This window comes from Rhizobium sp. 10N427 (genome assembly GCF_056394605.1).
Window position 1 is genome coordinate 364064 of record NZ_JBFTID010000004.1, and the last position, 16530, is coordinate 380593.

Genomic DNA, 16530 nt, shown 5'->3' on the forward strand with positions numbered 1-16530 from the left:
AGACGCCGCGATTTTGCCCCGCCGTTCAAGCTGCATTCATCGGAAACACATTACAAGCCTTTGAAAGACAACGTGAATGCACGCCGCCTCATAAAAGCCGGCAAGCGCTCTAGCTTTGTCTGATGCCGGCCCGAAGCCGGCTGGAGAACATATAGGCGTCGGCTTTGCCGCGCCCAATAGGGAGTTGAAACGTGCGAAACACGCTTCTCAGGATCGCGGCAACGGGGCTGCTTCTACTTGCCCCGGCGATCGCACAAGCCGCCGAAGGCTATGCGACTGCCAACGTCAACATGCGGGCCGGGCCGAGCACCGGCTATCCGGCAGTCGCCGTCATCCCGGCTGGCGAATCCGTTGAAATCCATGGCTGCCTTGCCGACGTCCCATGGTGTGACGTCGAGTTCTACGGCGGACGCGGCTGGGTCGCTGGCCGCTATGTCCAGGCGCTCTATCAGAGCCGCCGCGTCTATGTGGGGCCGGAATATTACCGACCGCTCGGCATTCCGACCGTGGTCTTCAGCGTCGGAAACTATTGGGACCGGTACTATCGCAACCGCGATTTCTACCGCGACCGTGACCGTTGGCGCCGCGGCCCGGAATTCTACCGCCCGCCACCGCCCCGCGACTTTGACCGCCGCCCGGATTTCGACAGGCGTACCGATTTCGATCGCCGTCCGGACTTTGACCGGCGCCCTGATTTTGATCGGAGGCCAGATTTCGATCGCCGCCCGGATTTTGATCGCGGCGGGGACCCGCGCCCGGATTTCAACCGCGGCCCCGACCGCAGACGGGATGACGGCGATCGGAACCGCCGCCCGCAATCCGACCGTCAACCGGACGCCCGCGAAAACAACAATGATGCCGCCCGCCAGCGTCTGCGCGACAATCTAAGGGGCATCATGCAGCACGGCGACGTCAATAACAATGACAACGACCGCCGCAGACCGCCGCGCGGCGCCTGCCAGCCCGACGATCCGAATTGTAACAATTGATCCCCAAGGGCGGCAGCGATGCCGCCCTTTCTGTTTGCCGAAGAGGCCGAACGAAAAAAGCCCGGCGCTCCGAAGGAGACACCGGGCCTGATTTCGATCGGCACGTATTGAGGGGGGACGGCCGACCTTAAGCGGAACGTGAGGGGCTGTCCCGCTGCAGAAGAAACAGCCGGGACGCCTAAAGGTTCCCAATTACCAGATGACGACACTCTTATGCGCCGCGACGAGATCCTGCATCGCTGCAAAAGGGCCGTGAAGCATCTTCAGCCGGCTCTCTTCCATCTTGGTGAGACGGTACTGCCGGGCAAAATCGTGGACGCTCCAGATTTCCCGCAGACGGGTTTCTTCAATTCTATTGAGATCGATGCTCATGACAAATGCCTATGCATTACGCTTATTGCTTTTTTCTTGGGCGCAACATGGCGGCATATATGTCAGTTTCATGACATTCGCAACGAATGGCAGCTATGCGCAAAAGCGAGAGCTCGAACCGCGTCAAATGGCTTCATCCAATAATGTTAACGCCCCCTTAAATCGCCGTATTTACAATTCAATCGGGTAGCTCCGCGTGACGAGTGAAATGCGGGCGGCAAAGGGTACGACCGGTCCGGAATGGCAGGCAAAAGCAGATCACGCGACAGAATTGAACCGTCCTTCAGCGGCCGCGACCGCCGTGAGGACGACGAAGACGATTTTGCGCTCGATGACGAAGACCGTATCGACGGCCGCCGCGGCGCAAAACGCAGCTCCGCTCCATCCCCCAAGCCATCGCGCAGCCGCACGCCTGAACGCAAGCGCCGCGAAAGGCGCGAGCCGCCTGAGCGTGAGGGCGGCGGGCTTTTCGCCTTGCTGCGCCGGCTGATCTACTGGTGCATCGTGCTCGGCATCTGGGTCAGTATCGGCGTGGCCGGACTGGTCTTCTATTACGGCTCACGCATGCCGAGCGCCAGCACATGGTCGATCCCGGACAGACCGCCAAACGTCAAGATCACTTCGGTGGACGGCAGCGTGATTGCCAATCGCGGTGCCACCGGCGGTGAGGCGCTGCCGCTGGAGCAGATGTCGCCTTACATTCCGCAGGCGATCGTGGCGATTGAGGACCGGCGCTTCTATTCGCATTTTGGCGTCGATCCGATGGGCCTTGCCCGCGCATTCGTCAACAACCTGACCGGACAGCCGATCCAGGGCGGCTCGACGCTGACGCAGCAGCTTGCCAAGAACCTCTTCCTGTCACCGGATAGAACGCTGGAACGCAAGGTGCAGGAGGTGCTGCTCTCCTTCTGGCTGGAGCAGAAATACACCAAGGACCAGATCCTTGCGATGTATCTGAACCGCGTCTATTTCGGCTCGAACGCCTATGGCGTCGAGGCCGCCGCCCGCCGCTACTTCAACAAGTCGGCCCGTGACGTCAATCTCGGCGAAGCAGCACTGCTCGCCGGCCTGGTGAAGGCGCCGACGCGGCTGTCGCCCGCACGCGATCCGGAAGCCGCCAATGCCCGCGCCCAGGTGGTGCTGCAGGCGATGCGCGACCAGGGCTATATTACCGACGACGAAGTCAAGACGGCGATGTCGCAGACCCCGGCGAAGGCCAAGAGCTACTGGTCGGGCGCCGGTCAGTATGTCGCCGACATGGTGATGGACGAGCTGCCCGGACTGATCGGCGGCGCGGTCAAGGAAGACGTGATCGTCGACACGACGATCGACAAGGGGCTGGAGAAGAAGGCAGATGAAGCGCTGAACGACATCCTGTCGAAGCAGGGCGTAAAGCTCGACGCCTCGCAGGCCGCCCTCGTTTCGATCGACGGCACCGGCGCAATCCGGGCGCTGGTCGGCGGCAAGGATTATGCCGAAAGCCAGTTCAACCGCGCGGTCAAGGCCAAGCGCCAGCCCGGCTCTTCCTTCAAGCCATTCGTTTATGCGGCGGCGCTCGAGAAGGGCCTGACACCAGCTTCCGTCTTCAACGACGCGCCGATCCGCATCGGCAACTGGACGCCCGAGAACTACGAGAAGAAGTATAACGGCGAAGTGACTCTGGCGACGGCGCTCGCGAAGTCGCTAAACACCGTTGCAGCCCAGCTGGTGATGTATGACGGCCCCGACCAGGTGATCAAGCTGGCACACCGGCTGGGCGTCGAAACCGAACTTCAGTCCAATGCGTCGATAGCGCTCGGAACATCCGAAGTGACACTGGAAGAACTGACCGCATCCTATGCCGCCTTCATGAACGGCGGTTACAAGGCGACGCCGCATGTGATCCGCCGGGTGACGACGGCCGAAGGCAAGGTGCTCTACGAAAACACCTACGACAATCCGCCGCGTGTGCTTTCCGAAGCCATCGCCGCCAATATGAACGCGATGATGATGGGCACAATCGAGTTCGGCACCGGCCGCAGCGCGAAAATTCCCGGCTGGCAGGCGGCCGGCAAAACGGGAACGACGCAGAATTCGCGCGACGCGCTGTTCGTCGGCTTTACCAGCAACCTGACGACGGGCGTCTGGTTCGGCAATGACGACGGCACGCCGATGAAGAAGGTGACGGGCGGCGGGCTCCCTGCCAAGGCCTGGCAGGAATTCATGATCGCGGCGCATAAGGGACTTTCGCCAGCACCATTGTTCGGCAGCGGCCAGTTCGTTGCCGACCCGAACGCGATCGCCAACCAGCCGATGGCGCAGGGCGAACCGCAGCCGATGCAGGAGCAGCCCTCGACGATCGGCGGCATCATTTCGGGTGTGTTCGGTGGTGGCTCGTCCGAGCAATATCCGCCGGCACCCGTGCAGCAGCAACAGGCCTCTGGCGGCCCTCTTCCTCCCGGCGATGTCGGGCCTGACGACGGCTATGACGGCACGGTTCCGCCCGGCGATATCGGCCAGGGGCAGCCGGTGCATCAGGCCCAGCCGCGGCGCACAACGCTGCTTGATCTGATCATGGGACAGTAGAAGCAGAAAGGGACGATCTGCAACGCGCAGTTACGCTGCCGTGCAGCCGAAAACCTTTGTTTTCCGGCTACTGTAAAAATTGAAGACAACACGCTCGTTTTGCTGGATTTCGGGCTATTTCTCGCCTTGCAGTCCCGAAAACCGCTCCTTATATACGCCGCATCACCGCAATCACGATTGCGTTAGTTCGAAGACCCCCATCCCCCAAGGGGCTGTCAGGGAAATGCCTTAACCAAGGGTTCCGACAGCTTGCTTCAAGGAGTAAATGACATGGCAAAAGTAATCGGTATCGACCTCGGAACGACAAATTCCTGCGTCGCTGTCATGGACGGCAAGGACGCGAAGGTCATTGAAAATGCGGAAGGCGCACGTACGACCCCTTCCATGGTGGCATTCTCCGATGATGGCGAGCGCCTCGTCGGCCAGCCGGCAAAGCGCCAGGCCGTCACCAACCCCACGAACACCCTTTTCGCAGTGAAGCGCCTGATCGGCCGCCGCTACGACGATCCTACCGTCGAAAAGGACAAGGGCCTCGTTCCGTTCAATATCGCCAAGGGCGATAACGGCGATGCCTGGGTCGAAGCTCAGGGCAAGGGCTATTCGCCCGCACAGATCTCCGCGATGATCCTTCAGAAAATGAAGGAAACCGCCGAATCCTACCTCGGTGAAAAGGTCGAGAAGGCCGTCATCACCGTTCCGGCCTACTTCAACGACGCCCAGCGCCAGGCAACCAAGGATGCCGGCCGCATCGCCGGTCTCGAAGTTCTGCGCATCATCAACGAGCCGACGGCGGCAGCGCTCGCCTACGGTCTCGACAAGAAGGACGGCAAGACGATCGCCGTTTACGACTTGGGTGGCGGTACCTTCGATATCTCGGTTCTCGAAATCGGCGACGGCGTCTTCGAAGTGAAGTCGACGAACGGCGACACCTTCCTCGGTGGTGAAGACTTCGACATGCGTCTCGTCGAATATCTTGCCAATGAGTTCAAGAAGGATCAGGGCATCGACCTGAAGAACGACAAGCTTGCCCTGCAGCGCCTCAAGGAAGCTGCGGAAAAGGCAAAGATTGAACTGTCGTCCTCGCAGCAGACCGAAATCAACTTGCCGTTCATCACGGCAGACGCTTCCGGTCCGAAGCACCTGACGCTGAAGCTGACCCGCGCCAAGTTCGAAAGCCTGGTCGACGATCTCGTTCAGCGCACGATCGCACCGTGCAAGGCCGCCCTCAAGGATGCTGGCGTCACCCCTGCCGAGATCGATGAAGTCGTCCTCGTCGGCGGCATGAGCCGCATGCCCAAGGTGCAGGAAGTCGTCAAGCAGCTGTTCGGCAAGGAGCCGCACAAGGGCGTCAACCCGGATGAAGTCGTCGCACTCGGCGCTGCCATCCAGGCCGGCGTTCTGCAGGGCGACGTCAAGGACGTTCTGCTTCTCGACGTGACCCCGCTGTCTCTCGGCATCGAAACCCTTGGCGGCGTCTTCACCCGTCTGATCGAGCGTAACACCACGATCCCGACCAAGAAGAGCCAGACCTTCTCGACCGCCGACGACAACCAGCAGGCCGTTACCATCCGCGTTTCGCAGGGCGAGCGCGAAATGGCGCAGGACAACAAGCTGCTCGGCCAGTTCGACCTCGTTGGCCTGCCGCCGGCACCGCGTGGCGTTCCGCAGATCGAAGTCACCTTCGACATCGACGCGAACGGCATCGTGCAGGTTTCGGCCAAGGACAAGGGCACCGGCAAGGAACAGCAGATCCGCATCCAGGCCTCTGGTGGTCTCTCCGACGCCGACATCGAGAAGATGGTCAAGGACGCTGAAGCCAATGCCGAAGCCGACAAGAAGCGCCGCGAAGCCGTAGAAGCGAAGAACCAGGCCGAAAGCCTCGTTCACTCCAGCGAGAAGTCGCTGAAGGATTACGGTGACAAGGTTTCGGAAGCCGACCGCACCGCGATCTCCGACGCGATCGCCGCGCTGAAGTCTTCGATCGAGGCAACCGAGCCGGATGCCGAAGACATCAAGGCGAAGACCCAGACGCTGATGGAAGTCTCCATGAAGCTCGGCCAGGCGATTTACGAATCGCAGCAGGCCGAAGCCGGCACGGCTGATGCTTCCGCGGGTGATGACAACGTCGTCGATGCCGACTACGAAGAAGTCAAAGACGACGACCGCAAGAAGTCCGCGTAATCCGCGGCAAAGCGGTTATGCTAAACACTGTGATCCGGCTGCCTGACGGCAGCCGGAAATCCATTTCCGGGGTTTAAATTGGCAAAAGCGGACTTTTACGAAACTCTGGGCGTCGCCAAAACGGCGGATGAGAAAGAGCTGAAAAGCGCCTTCCGCAAGCTGGCCATGAAGTATCATCCGGACAAGAACCCGGACGATAAGAGCGCCGAAGTCAAGTTCAAGGAAATCAACGAAGCCTACGAGACGCTCAAGGACCCGCAGAAACGCGCGGCCTACGATCGTTATGGCCATGCGGCCTTCGAACATGGCGGCATGGGACCAGGCGGCGGCGGTGGCGGTTTTGCCGGCGGCGGCGGTTTCTCCGATATCTTCGAGGATATTTTCGGCGAGATGATGGGTGGCGGCCGTGGGCGGCAGCGCTCTTCGGGTGGCCGCGAGCGTGGCGCCGACCTTCGCTACAACATGGAAATCACGCTGGAAGAATCCTTCTCCGGCAAGACGGCGCAGATCCGCGTTCCGACGTCGATCACCTGCGACGTCTGTTCGGGTTCCGGCGCCAAGCCGGGTACTCAGCCGAAGACCTGTGGCACTTGCCAGGGTTCAGGCCGTGTGCGCGCAGCTCAAGGCTTCTTCTCGATCGAGCGCACCTGCCCGACCTGTCATGGCCGCGGCACGATCATTCCCGATCCCTGCACCAAATGCCATGGCCAGGGCCGCGTGACGGAAGAGCGTTCGCTCTCGGTCAACATCCCGGCCGGTATCGAAGACGGCACCCGCATTCGCCTGCAGGGCGAAGGCGAGGCAGGCACGCGTGGCGGGCCTGCGGGCGACCTCTACATCTTCCTGTCGGTCAAGCCGCATGAGTTCTATCAGCGCGATGGAGCCGATCTCTATTGCGCCGTACCGATCTCGATGACGACGGCAGCACTTGGCGGCACTTTCGATGTGGCGACACTCGACGGCACCAAGTCGCGCGTCACCGTTCCTGAGGGAACGCAGGCGGGCAAACAGTTCCGCCTCAAGGCCAAGGGTATGCCGGTGCTGCGTTCCAGCCAGACGGGTGATCTCTACATCCAGATCCAGATCGAGACGCCGCAGAAGCTCTCCAAGCGCCAGCGTGAGCTGCTGCAGGAGTTCGAGCAGCTCTCCTCGAAGGAGAACAATCCTGAATCGACGGGCTTTTTTGCCCGGATGAAGGAATTTTTCGAGGGCTGAGCACGCACTTCGCGAAGATAAAGGAAAGCCGGCGGTAGCTCCACCGGCTTTTTCGTACTACGCAGGTTGTTTCGCCCTACCCTGATAGTGCTTCGGGGCGCAGCCCATGGCGCGCTTGAAAGCCGCGCTGAAGGCGCTTTCGGACTCATAGCCGACAGATAGCGCGATATCGGACAAGCGGTTGCGCTCCGGCGACAGCAGCGCGCGGGCAGCCAGCCGCATGCGCCAGCGCAACAGATAATCGAGCGGCGGCCAGCCGACCAGGGCCTTGAAATGCAGAGCGAAGGCCGTTCTCGACATCCCGGCCTCTTTTGCCAGAACCTCCAGCGTCCAGCGCCTTGCCGGTTCGGCGTGCACGGCCCGCAATGCCCTGCCGATCCGCGGATCGTTCAACCCCTTCAGCCAACCCGGCGCCACCTCACCCTCTGCCGCCATATGCACACGCAACGCATTGACGAAGAGGATATGGCCGAGATGCTCTGACATCAGCAGCCCGCCCGGCCGCAGTTCCGTCAGTTCCTTCGCCAATTGCTTCAGCGTCCAGCGCAGCACGGCGGCTTCATCAGCGGCTGCCGGAATATGCATCACCGTGGGAAGTGCGCCGGTCAGCAATATCTGATGAGTGGCGTCGAACATCAGGCGACCGCCAACCAAGAACGTATCATCGTGCGGGCCATACCGGGCAACACGCGTCTTCAGATCGATAAAGATCGTGCGGGCATCGATCCCCGCGAGCGAAAGATCGCTGCCCAGCCAATAGGGCTGCCCGGTCAGAAGGTAGCAATCGCCCTCCTCCAGCCTAAATGGTGCCGGTTCGCCGGAGACCCTTAGAAAACATCCGCCGCGGGCCACTGCGCCGAACTTTATGCCTTCATAGCTGCGCGGAAAGTCGAGCGCCCATTCGCCGCCGGACATGACGCCATAGGTCTCGACGCTTTTTGGCTGCAACAGCGCAAGGATATCGGAAAGGGGATCCATCTCTGAACGATCCAGCAAGAAATTGGAATTTTCTTACATGGATCATCCCATTTCGGCAATCTATACCGGGCTGTGTTTCAAAGGAGTCCGTCCATGACGACAGAACAAAAGCCCATCCATTCAGGTTTCGGCGGCAAGACGACGGCGCGGGATGCTTTGGCCGGGATCGACCTCGGCGGCAAGATCGCCATCGTCACCGGCGGCTATTCCGGCATCGGCGTCGAGACGACCCGGGCACTTAGCGAAGCCGGTGCGACAGTCGTCGTCCCGGTCAGGACGCCGTCCAAGGCCGAAGCCAACCTTGCCGGTATCGCAGGGGTCGAGCTCGCGCCGCTCGACCTGCTCGATCCGGCTTCGATCGACCGTTTCGCTGCTGGCTTCCTGGCGAGCGGCAGACCGCTGCATATGCTGATCAACAGCGCCGGCGTCATGGCCTCACCGCTGACGCGTGACAGCCGTGGTTACGAAGTCCAGTTCTCCGCCAACCATCTTGGACATTTCCAGCTCACCGCGCGCCTCTGGCCGGCGCTCGCGAAGGCGAACGGCGCACGGGTCGTGGCGGTCTCCTCGCGTGGGCACCGCTTTGCACCGGTCGATTTCACGGATCCGAACTTCGAAACCCGCGAATACGACAAGTGGAAAGCCTATGGGCAGTCGAAGACCGCCAACGCGCTCTTTGCCCTTGGCCTCGACAGGCGGGGCGAGGTGTCGGGCGTCCGTGCGTTCTCGCTCCACCCCGGCGCCATCATCACGGATCTCGTGCGCCATCTGACTGACGACGATTTCAAGGCTTTCGGCATAACCCGCCATGCCGATGGCGGGATGGACGTCAGCGAAGAGAGCCAGCGCAGTTTAAAGACTGTCGAAGAGGGTGCGGCCACCTCGGTATGGTGCGCAACCAGCCCGAAGCTCGCCGGTCTGGGCGGCGTCTATTGTGAGGACTGCGACATCTCTCCACTGGTCGGGGAAGGCCACACGGGACCTGTCGGGGTCTGGCCGTGGGCCTGCGATGCCGCGGCAGCCGAAAGGCTCTGGACGCTCAGCGAGCGGCTGACAAGCTGCAGCTTTTCGGCGTAGAGGCACGCTCGCTACACGTCCTATAATCGGCCAAAGGCGTTCCATAGCGGCACGGATGCCATTTCCGTGCCGTTTTGAGACGACGTGAAACGCCCATATGTCGAGCATTAACGCAGGCCCCCAAACGGACTTGCAAGTTCTCTAAATCACTTCAATCTTCTGCACAGAATTGGGGAACAAACCAAAGGGCATTTCACATGACCGCAGCACTTTCCATGTCCGCTCCGGCGGATGATGTCGATGTCCTCGCCGGCGCGCTTTACTCGTGGTGCGCAGAGCGAAACATCAAGCTCCGCAGCCAGCAGGGACTGTCGATCGCCAGCATCGCGATCGATCTCTATCACGCCGGCCACCATACGCAGGACGAGCTGCTGACAGCGCTGCATGAATGCGAGCGGCATTAGAAAAAAGAAAGCCCGCCATGAGGCGGGCTAAAGTACCGGGAAACGGTGTGACCCATATCCGCCGGTCGATTGGGGCGGATTACGCCGCCGTCTCATTGCTCATCAAAGTCAGGATAGTCTTCACCGCTTCCTTGCCTGCCGGCGAGTGAAGCTTGTCGTAATGCAGCGCCAGCTGGTAGGCCTCCGGGCTCAGCTCGATCTTCTCGGGCTGGCTGGTTTCGGCACCTTCGAAAAGGGCTGAGATTTCGACCCCCAGAAACTGGGCGATCTGATGCAGCTTACTCGCGGAAACGCGGTTCGTGCCTTTCTCATATTTCTGAATCTGCTGGAAGGTGAGGCCGAGGGCCTCACCCAATTCCAGCTGTGAAACGCGGCGTCTGGCACGCAATTGTCTTACGTTGCGACCGACTAGGATATCGACTGGATCCGGCACGTGAGCGATCCCTCATTTAGAAACGATTTGCTCACCATAATATGCCGGGTATTTCAAATATCGCAACCCGCGAGTTGCAAAATTCAACCGACTTTTTTTGGTCTTTACGTTGCGTCAGGCCAACCCAGAGTAAGGGCATAGATCGGCGCATGGGCCGGATTGGCAATTTCGAGCAATTCGCAGATCGCGCTATGGCTGAGTGCGGCTGTCGGGCAGGCCGTCATGCCATGCGCGGTAGCCGCGAGCATGATGTTCTGGCCGATATGTCCCGCTTCGATCATCACCACCCTGTAGGCGTTCGCATCGCTGTATTTCCACATGGTCCGGTCCATGTGCGCGACGAGAACGATCATGCAGGGCATGGTATCGGCCCATTCCTGGCCACCGACCAGATCCGACAATGCGGGCGTCGCGGCCGAGACGCGCGCGAGCGAATGCTCCAGCGCTGAATAGTGATAGATGCCGGGCTCGAGCCCTTCGACATTCCGGGCAAACACATAGGCTTCATAGGGATTGCGGGCGCCGCCTGACGGGGTCATGCCCAGAGGCAATTCGACGACGGCATTGCGCGCCTTGCCGGTAATGCCGAGACCGGCGAACAGCGCTTCGGAGAGCACACCGATACCGACAGCCTGCGGCAGGCCCCGACGTTGCGTCCGGCGGCGCGACATCAGCTGCAGCAAAGTGTTGCCACCAAGCGCTGGCGGCAGCGCGATGACGTCGCTCTTGTCTCCGTTCAGGCTGTAGAGCGCGATCTCGCCTTCAGTGGCAAGCGTCGTGCGCTGCAGATCCTCCGCCTCGTTCAGCGACATGTATTCAGGGTCCTGAACGCAGAAATGCAGCAGCGCCGACGGCACACCCCATTTCCAGTTTTCGGAGAAGGCCTCTTCACGCGCGTGGAGGGCGGAACCCTCCTCGATGAGTGCCGACATCTCGACCAGCGAGGCGAGCGTCTCGTGCAGTTCTTCGTCGCTGTAGCCGGGCGCCTGATCGCGGATTGCAGCGCGATCGCTCCAGGAGGCGAGCGCGCGCAGAAACTCCAGGAGATCAGGGCTGCATTCGAACACAGCCTTGGTGAGAAAGTTGCAGGCGACGAAGGCGTCGCCATCGTTGTGAAAAACGAGAGTGCGGGAAGAGCGATAGCGCATCGAATCAGATGCGCCTGCCGCGAGGCTCGCAGCAGGCGCTTATGAACTTAATCAATACGGAACATCATGCCGCGGCTGACAAACGTCGGCTTAGCCTTAACAGGCGTTACCTTGAGGTTCGGCTTCGTCTTGTTCTGCATGATCCATCTCCACGGTTGTATGAACGATCCCCTTGATCGCGGCCGGAGGATGAAACAGCAACCAGAAATATTCAATTAATGCGGAAATATTGTTTTGATACATCAAAGTGATGTATTGCTTCAATTGAAGTCAAAAACAGACAATTACTGAATTAAATTTGTTATTTTTGTCTTTACGTAGAATTATGTAGCCCAAAAAAGAGAACTATGACAATCATGGTGTGAGAATAATTCGGTAGGACCGCCGGAGAAGCAGAATGGGCCTTAAGAAGACTGTACAGACCGAAGAAGAGCTGACTTTGGACGATGCCCTCGGTGGATACACCATCGACATGTTGAACACGCTGATCGCGCAGAGCAGGAGCGCGAAGCAGCCGATGCTGACCTATCTCTTGTCGATGGCATTGATCGAGGCGCACCGGGTCAGCGTAGAACCGGCTGCGGCGACCCACGATATGGGACTGTCGCTGAACTAAGTGAGGTCGCGCGTGACTGCGGAGATGAAGTCGGCGCGCTGCTGAACGATCATATCCCGGACGATCCGGGGCACGGCCTCATCGGTCGTGCGATAGACCTTGGCGAGCCGCAGTGCGGTTCGCAAGTTGATGCGGCTGTTGAGCGGTACCATGACCACGGCGCTGAATGATGGCCCGGCCGGAGTAAAGATCATCGAGTGGCCGCCGAGCAGCTTGTCGGAGAAGGGCAGCCAGCGCAAACGCATCAGCGTCGGCTCCTGCGTGCCGATCTGGTTTGCGGCAGCAAAGGACAGGCAGTTCAACCGCTCGACGACGATGCCCTTGTGATCGCCGGTGAACCGTGACCAGTATTCGCCCTTCTTGACGGCCCGATTGGTCAGCCGGCGGAAGGTGGTGGCATTGCCCTGTTTGGCAATAACGACGACCGCGCAGAGCAGGCTGTCCGGCGTACTCGGTATCGTCATATAGGCATGGTAGAGGCCCGGGGCGATCCCGGCCGCAGGATCGGCAAAGAGCAGCGGCTCCAGCGCGTCACGCGCAGCAGAGAGCACGCGCGTGCCTGAAGGACGGCCGTGATCGAGATCGACGGCAATCGGCCGCTGATACATTTCTTCCTCGGTGACATCGAGGTACTGACAGATTTTCTTGACCGAAGCGCGTCCCGGCGCCCGGCGAGCCTGAAGATAGGATTCGATCTGCGAGCGGCCAATTTCCATGCCGCGCGCGGCAGCGCTGATGCTGCCCGCCTTTGCCAGGCAGAGCCGCCGTAAATTTTCGGCAAAATTCTCAAGTGCAGACATGTCCGCAATGGCTTTCAGGAGATGAGTCGCGCTCAAACTAGCCGCAAGCCAAGCGGAACACAAAGGGGGATAGGCCACAATTTAAGGGCTGATCCGATTGACAGACGGCTGCGTAACGATAGGTAATTTTCGCCGGAAACAAAAAGAGTTTGCCGCCCGATGGAGGCACGATCGCCGCAATGAAATTCGACATTGAATTGCCTGACGCCTTGCCCAGCATCGCAGCCGATGAAACGCAGCGAAATCTTTCCTCGATACTTGATGGGCTCGCGGCGCTCCGCTTAAATATTAATCATCAGCCCGAAATTCTTTACTGGATTGAGCGCGCCGTCGTAGAGACAGAGAAACAGCTGCGGATGATCTCTCCTCCTTTCCACTAAATAATTGAATGGACATTGATTTTTCCGCTTACCGCGGTGACGCGCCAGTCCCGGTAACGGCGGTCGTTTCCCCGGAAGCCGAATCGCATAGGATGCTGCCCAGTTCGATACCGGGAGCATTTCGTGTTTATCTTCTCCAAGCTTGTCTGGGTTTTCGGCCAGCCGCTGTCCGTTGCCTTCTTCCTTATCGTTCTCGGGCTCCTGGCCCTGGCGCTCCGGCTGCGCAAAAGCGCACTGTTGCTCTCCGGGCTTAGCGCCGTCGTGCTGTTCGTGACGCTTTATACGACGGCCGGCAATTATCTGCTGCAAGGCTTGGAAAACCGGTTCCCCAAACCCGCACAGGACCCGGAAAGCCTGCAATGCATGATCGTGCTTGGCGGTGCCTTCGAGAGCGAAGTCAACACCGCCCGCCACGGGATCGAATTCAGTGCCGCGGCAGACCGCTTTATAGAAGCGCTGAGACTGGCACAGAAATTCCCGCAGTCGCGGATCCTGATTTCGGGCGGAGATGGCTCGATTTCAGGCACCTACGAAGGTGATGCCGCCGCCTCGACGCGCTTTTTCCCGTTGTTCGGCGTACCGCGCGAGCGGCTGGTGGAGGAGACAGCTTCGCGCACGACCTTCGAGAACGCGATGAACACCAAGGATCTGCTTGCACAGAACGGACTTTCGAACTGCCTGCTGATCACCTCCGGATATCACATGCCACGGTCCGTCGGCATTTTCCGCAAGCTCGGCATCGACGTCACGCCCTGGCCCACCGATTTCCGGACGGACGGCGAGGTCCGCCCCGGCATCGACTTTACCCAGCCGAGCCTCAACGCCCAGAACACTTCGACCGCGGTGCGCGAATGGTTTGGTCTCGTGGGCTATTACCTCGCGGGGCGAACATCGGAACTCTATCCTCGATAACCGCTATTTCTTGGAGATGGTGACGAACTTGGTGCCGCGGACGCGGGCCGTGACGATGCAGGGGTCACCCTCAGTGCGGTCGCAGAAGCGTGGATGCATCTTCATGGCCAGTACCATGTTGCCGAAGCGCTGGACGAAATCGTAGCCATAGATCTGCGCCGTGGCGATCATGAAGTAGCCGCCTTCGGCGACCTGGAGATAGAAATTGTAGGGGCAGCCGTCGTCGTTGCACTGCGGGCCCTTCTCGCCGTCGCAGGTCAGCTCGCCTTCGTTGACGACCGCGTCGATGAGGCCATCGTTGTTGATATCGAGGCGCTTGACGTAGCCCTCGCCGAATTCGGCTTTGGTGCACTGCTCGGTGAAGTGCTTCTTCTCGTAGATCTCCGGATCGGAGAGCAGCGACTGCTGGGCGAAGGCGGCGGCCGGGACCACGAGCAGCGCAACGAGATTGACGGCGATGAGAAGCGCTTTCACGGCTTTCCTCTTTCTGGCGGATAAGGGCACTGACAGTCGCGCATTCTGAACGCCCCGCCTTGCGCCGCCCTTGCCGCCGTGATTCAGTCTCGGCACGATCTGCCGCTCCAAGGACCTCTGATGTCGCTGCTCGTCTATCTCGATTATGCAGGCATTGCGCTTTTTGCGGCAACTGGCGCGCTTGCCGCCTCACGTAAGCAGCTTGATCTCATCGGCTTCTTGTTCTTCGCGACCGTGACCGGCATCGGCGGCGGTACGGTGCGCGATATCGTGCTCGGCCGCGTTCCGGTGTTCTGGGTGCTGAACCCGGCCTATATCGTCATCTGCTGCGTCACCGGCGTGGTGGTGTTTTTCACTGCCCATCTGGTGGAATCGCGTTACCGGCTGCTGATCTGGCTCGATGCCATCGGGCTGTCTGCCTATTGCGTCATGGGCGCTGCGAAAGGATTGGCGGCGACAGGATCCCCAACCATCGCGATCGTGACGGGAACACTGACGGCGACCTTCGGCGGCGTGCTGCGCGATCTGATGGCAAACGAGCCTTCCGTACTGCTGAGGCCGGAAATCTACATCACTGCGGCGCTGATCGGTGCCGGCGTCTTTACCGGTGCGACGGAATTCGGTTTGCCACTCTATGCGGCATCAGCGCTCGGCGCAGCGGCGGCCTTCGCAATCCGCGGCGGCGCACTGTGGTTCGGATGGACCTTCCCGACCTACAAGCACAGGCCCGGCCGCCATCCCGATGATGTGATGTGACGTTTAGCGGCTCTTCGGGCGCAGGCGGATCACCACGTCGACATGGGCGATTTCCATGCCCTCAGGCGGCTCCGGCAGATTGCCGATGGTGAGATTGCTGACCGGGATATCCAGAACGTCGTTTTCACCCTCGACAAAGAAATGATGGTGATCGGAGACGTTTGTATCGAAATAGGTCTTGGCGCTTTCGACCGCGAGAACGCGGATCATGCCGGCCTCGGTAAACTGGTGCAGCGTGTTGTAGACGGTCGCCAGCGATACCGGCACGCCTGCCACCACGGCTTCCTCGTGCAGTTCTTCGACGGTCAGGTGACGATCGCCCTTGGCGAACAGCAGATCACCGAGGGCAACGCGCTGGCGCGTCGGGCGAAGGCCGGCGCTGCGCAGTCTCGCTTCGATACCGATCGGGGCTTCAGCCGCCATGAAGGAAGAACTCCGTTTAATTCTAGCATCAACTAATCAAGTTTCCTAAGCCATATAACTTTTGCGCAAAAGCCTTTCAATAGTTTCAATGGGGACAACAGGGGCGGAAATGCCTTAAAATCCGGCCTTTGGCGCATTTAGGTCTGGCCGCGGCCTTGGCCTTCCTGTATGCGACCACCAAATAAGGCAGATCGCTGGTCCGGCGCGGAATGGGAGGCAGCCATGCTTATGCTTCATTTTCCGAAGAACTTGGACTAACACTCAATCCATCAGCACGTTGCGGGGGACCCAGACTTTTCATGACGACGAGACAATCCAGCTTCAACTATGAGGAAATCCTGTCCTGCGGCCGTGGCGAGCTGTTTGGCCCCGGCAATGCGCAGCTTCCCTTGCCGCCGATGCTGATGGTCCACCGCATTACCGATATCTCCGAAACCGGCGGAGCGTTCGACAAGGGTTACATTCGCGCCGAATATGACGTGCGCCCCGACGACTGGTATTTCCCCTGCCACTTCCAGGGTAACCCGATCATGCCGGGTTGCCTCGGCCTTGACGGCATGTGGCAGCTGACGGGCTTCTTCCTCGGATGGCTCGGCGAGCCCGGCCGCGGCATGGCGCTCTCCACTGGCGAAGTAAAGTTCAAGGGCATGGTCCGTCCGGAAACCAAGCTTCTCGAATACGGCATCGACTTCAAGCGCGTCATGCGCGGCCGCCTCGTCCTCGGCACTGCCGATGGCTGGCTGAAGGCCGACGGCGAAGTGATCTACCAGGCGAGCGACCTGCGCGTCGGCCTGTCGAAAGCCTGAA

The 16530-nt window shown here is 60.1% G+C and carries 18 protein-coding genes; 11 read left to right on the forward strand and 7 right to left on the reverse strand.

Annotation, left to right across the window (positions count from 1 at the left end):
• The first annotated feature begins 191 nt into the window (after nucleotides 1–191).
• The gene (locus AC1DIJ_RS11580; protein WP_112385040.1) at nucleotides 192–989 is read left to right on the forward strand and encodes an SH3 domain-containing protein; all 798 of its coding nucleotides are present in this window, start codon (nucleotides 192–194) and stop codon (nucleotides 987–989) included.
• Nucleotides 990–1181: 192 nt separating this feature from the next.
• Here AC1DIJ_RS11580 and AC1DIJ_RS11585 read toward each other — a convergent pair whose 3' ends face one another.
• Complete coding sequence (locus AC1DIJ_RS11585) at nucleotides 1182–1361, reverse strand: hypothetical protein (RefSeq protein ID WP_112385039.1); 180 nt, start codon at nucleotides 1359–1361, stop codon at nucleotides 1182–1184.
• Between the two features lie 240 nt (nucleotides 1362–1601).
• On the opposite strand from AC1DIJ_RS11585, the gene AC1DIJ_RS11590 reads away from it, so the two are divergent.
• The 3 genes from AC1DIJ_RS11590 to dnaJ all read left to right on the forward strand — a co-directional run bounded on the left by AC1DIJ_RS11590 (nucleotide 1602) and on the right by dnaJ (nucleotide 7322).
• Nucleotides 1602–3926 (forward strand): transglycosylase domain-containing protein, encoded by a 2325-nt coding sequence (locus tag AC1DIJ_RS11590; protein ID WP_112385038.1) that lies wholly within the window; start codon nucleotides 1602–1604, stop codon nucleotides 3924–3926.
• A gap of 270 nt (nucleotides 3927–4196) precedes the next feature.
• On the forward strand, nucleotides 4197–6107 hold the full coding sequence (gene dnaK, locus AC1DIJ_RS11595) for a molecular chaperone DnaK (protein WP_112385037.1): 1911 nt from the start codon (nucleotides 4197–4199) through the stop codon (nucleotides 6105–6107).
• A 78-nt stretch (nucleotides 6108–6185) separates the two neighbouring features.
• On the forward strand, nucleotides 6186–7322 hold the full coding sequence (gene dnaJ, locus AC1DIJ_RS11600; protein WP_112385036.1) for a molecular chaperone DnaJ: 1137 nt from the start codon (nucleotides 6186–6188) through the stop codon (nucleotides 7320–7322).
• 57 nt (nucleotides 7323–7379) lie between these two features.
• On the opposite strand, the gene AC1DIJ_RS11605 is transcribed toward dnaJ, so the two are convergent.
• Nucleotides 7380–8300 (reverse strand): AraC family transcriptional regulator, encoded by a 921-nt coding sequence (locus tag AC1DIJ_RS11605; protein ID WP_112385035.1) that lies wholly within the window; start codon nucleotides 8298–8300, stop codon nucleotides 7380–7382.
• A gap of 93 nt (nucleotides 8301–8393) precedes the next feature.
• On the opposite strand from AC1DIJ_RS11605, the gene AC1DIJ_RS11610 reads away from it, so the two are divergent.
• Both AC1DIJ_RS11610 and AC1DIJ_RS11615 read left to right on the forward strand, forming a co-directional pair.
• A complete protein-coding gene (locus AC1DIJ_RS11610) occupies nucleotides 8394–9377 on the forward strand; it encodes an oxidoreductase (RefSeq protein ID WP_112385034.1) in 984 nt (327 codons plus the stop codon).
• A 197-nt stretch (nucleotides 9378–9574) separates the two neighbouring features.
• Nucleotides 9575–9781, forward strand: coding sequence for a hypothetical protein (locus AC1DIJ_RS11615; protein ID WP_112385033.1), 207 nt, complete (start codon nucleotides 9575–9577; stop codon nucleotides 9779–9781).
• A 79-nt stretch (nucleotides 9782–9860) separates the two neighbouring features.
• On the opposite strand, the gene AC1DIJ_RS11620 is transcribed toward AC1DIJ_RS11615, so the two are convergent.
• Nucleotides 9861–10214 carry a helix-turn-helix domain-containing protein gene (locus AC1DIJ_RS11620; protein WP_112385032.1) on the reverse strand — a complete coding sequence of 118 codons (354 nt, stop codon included), beginning with the start codon at nucleotides 10212–10214 and terminating at the stop codon, nucleotides 9861–9863.
• 104 nt (nucleotides 10215–10318) lie between these two features.
• Entirely contained in the window at nucleotides 10319–11362 is a 1044-nt protein-coding gene (locus tag AC1DIJ_RS11625) for a SagB/ThcOx family dehydrogenase (protein WP_112385031.1), read from the reverse strand.
• 397 nt (nucleotides 11363–11759) lie between these two features.
• On the opposite strand from AC1DIJ_RS11625, the gene AC1DIJ_RS11630 reads away from it, so the two are divergent.
• Entirely contained in the window at nucleotides 11760–11978 is a 219-nt protein-coding gene (locus AC1DIJ_RS11630) for a hypothetical protein (protein ID WP_112385030.1), read from the forward strand.
• On the opposite strand, the gene AC1DIJ_RS11635 is transcribed toward AC1DIJ_RS11630, so the two are convergent.
• Nucleotides 11975–12778, reverse strand: coding sequence for a helix-turn-helix domain-containing protein (locus AC1DIJ_RS11635; protein ID WP_112385029.1), 804 nt, complete (start codon nucleotides 12776–12778; stop codon nucleotides 11975–11977). The two genes, AC1DIJ_RS11630 and AC1DIJ_RS11635, sit on opposite strands and share 4 nt — an antisense overlap.
• A 179-nt stretch (nucleotides 12779–12957) precedes the next feature.
• Here AC1DIJ_RS11635 and AC1DIJ_RS11640 point away from each other — a divergent pair, with 179 nt between their 5' ends.
• Both AC1DIJ_RS11640 and AC1DIJ_RS11645 read left to right on the forward strand, forming a co-directional pair.
• The gene (locus tag AC1DIJ_RS11640) at nucleotides 12958–13158 is read left to right on the forward strand and encodes a hypothetical protein (RefSeq protein WP_112385028.1); all 201 of its coding nucleotides are present in this window, start codon (nucleotides 12958–12960) and stop codon (nucleotides 13156–13158) included.
• Nucleotides 13159–13281: 123 nt separating this feature from the next.
• Entirely contained in the window at nucleotides 13282–14070 is a 789-nt protein-coding gene (locus AC1DIJ_RS11645; RefSeq protein WP_112385027.1) for a YdcF family protein, read from the forward strand.
• 3 nt (nucleotides 14071–14073) lie between these two features.
• Here AC1DIJ_RS11645 and AC1DIJ_RS11650 read toward each other — a convergent pair whose 3' ends face one another.
• Complete coding sequence (locus AC1DIJ_RS11650; protein WP_112385026.1) at nucleotides 14074–14544, reverse strand: hypothetical protein; 471 nt, start codon at nucleotides 14542–14544, stop codon at nucleotides 14074–14076.
• A gap of 120 nt (nucleotides 14545–14664) precedes the next feature.
• Here AC1DIJ_RS11650 and AC1DIJ_RS11655 point away from each other — a divergent pair, with 120 nt between their 5' ends.
• Nucleotides 14665–15300 (forward strand): trimeric intracellular cation channel family protein, encoded by a 636-nt coding sequence (locus AC1DIJ_RS11655; protein ID WP_112385025.1) that lies wholly within the window; start codon nucleotides 14665–14667, stop codon nucleotides 15298–15300.
• Nucleotides 15301–15303: 3 nt separating this feature from the next.
• Here the strand turns inward: AC1DIJ_RS11655 and irrA are convergent, their stop codons facing one another.
• Entirely contained in the window at nucleotides 15304–15723 is a 420-nt protein-coding gene (irrA, locus tag AC1DIJ_RS11660) for an iron response transcriptional regulator IrrA (protein ID WP_112385024.1), read from the reverse strand.
• 299 nt (nucleotides 15724–16022) lie between these two features.
• Between irrA and fabA the strand changes: the two genes are divergently transcribed.
• The gene (gene fabA / locus AC1DIJ_RS11665; RefSeq protein ID WP_112385023.1) at nucleotides 16023–16529 is read left to right on the forward strand and encodes a 3-hydroxyacyl-[acyl-carrier-protein] dehydratase FabA; all 507 of its coding nucleotides are present in this window, start codon (nucleotides 16023–16025) and stop codon (nucleotides 16527–16529) included.
• Nucleotide 16530: the final 1 nt, after the last annotated feature.

Coding starts and splice junctions, on each gene's coding strand:
- AC1DIJ_RS11585 (WP_112385039.1), bottom strand. CDS start 1,361: ATGAGCATCGATCTCAATAGAATTGAAGAAACCCGTCTGCGGGAAATC.
- AC1DIJ_RS11630 (WP_112385030.1), top strand. CDS start 11,760: ATGGGCCTTAAGAAGACTGTACAGACCGAAGAAGAGCTGACTTTGGAC.
- AC1DIJ_RS11590 (WP_112385038.1), top strand. CDS start 1,602: ATGGCAGGCAAAAGCAGATCACGCGACAGAATTGAACCGTCCTTCAGC.
- irrA (WP_112385024.1), bottom strand. CDS start 15,723: ATGGCGGCTGAAGCCCCGATCGGTATCGAAGCGAGACTGCGCAGCGCC.
- AC1DIJ_RS11605 (WP_112385035.1), bottom strand. CDS start 8,300: ATGGATCCCCTTTCCGATATCCTTGCGCTGTTGCAGCCAAAAAGCGTC.
- AC1DIJ_RS11625 (WP_112385031.1), bottom strand. CDS start 11,362: ATGCGCTATCGCTCTTCCCGCACTCTCGTTTTTCACAACGATGGCGAC.
- fabA (WP_112385023.1), top strand. CDS start 16,023: ATGACGACGAGACAATCCAGCTTCAACTATGAGGAAATCCTGTCCTGC.
- AC1DIJ_RS11610 (WP_112385034.1), top strand. CDS start 8,394: ATGACGACAGAACAAAAGCCCATCCATTCAGGTTTCGGCGGCAAGACG.
- AC1DIJ_RS11615 (WP_112385033.1), top strand. CDS start 9,575: ATGACCGCAGCACTTTCCATGTCCGCTCCGGCGGATGATGTCGATGTC.
- AC1DIJ_RS11655 (WP_112385025.1), top strand. CDS start 14,665: ATGTCGCTGCTCGTCTATCTCGATTATGCAGGCATTGCGCTTTTTGCG.
- AC1DIJ_RS11640 (WP_112385028.1), top strand. CDS start 12,958: ATGAAATTCGACATTGAATTGCCTGACGCCTTGCCCAGCATCGCAGCC.
- dnaK (WP_112385037.1), top strand. CDS start 4,197: ATGGCAAAAGTAATCGGTATCGACCTCGGAACGACAAATTCCTGCGTC.
- AC1DIJ_RS11635 (WP_112385029.1), bottom strand. CDS start 12,778: ATGTCTGCACTTGAGAATTTTGCCGAAAATTTACGGCGGCTCTGCCTG.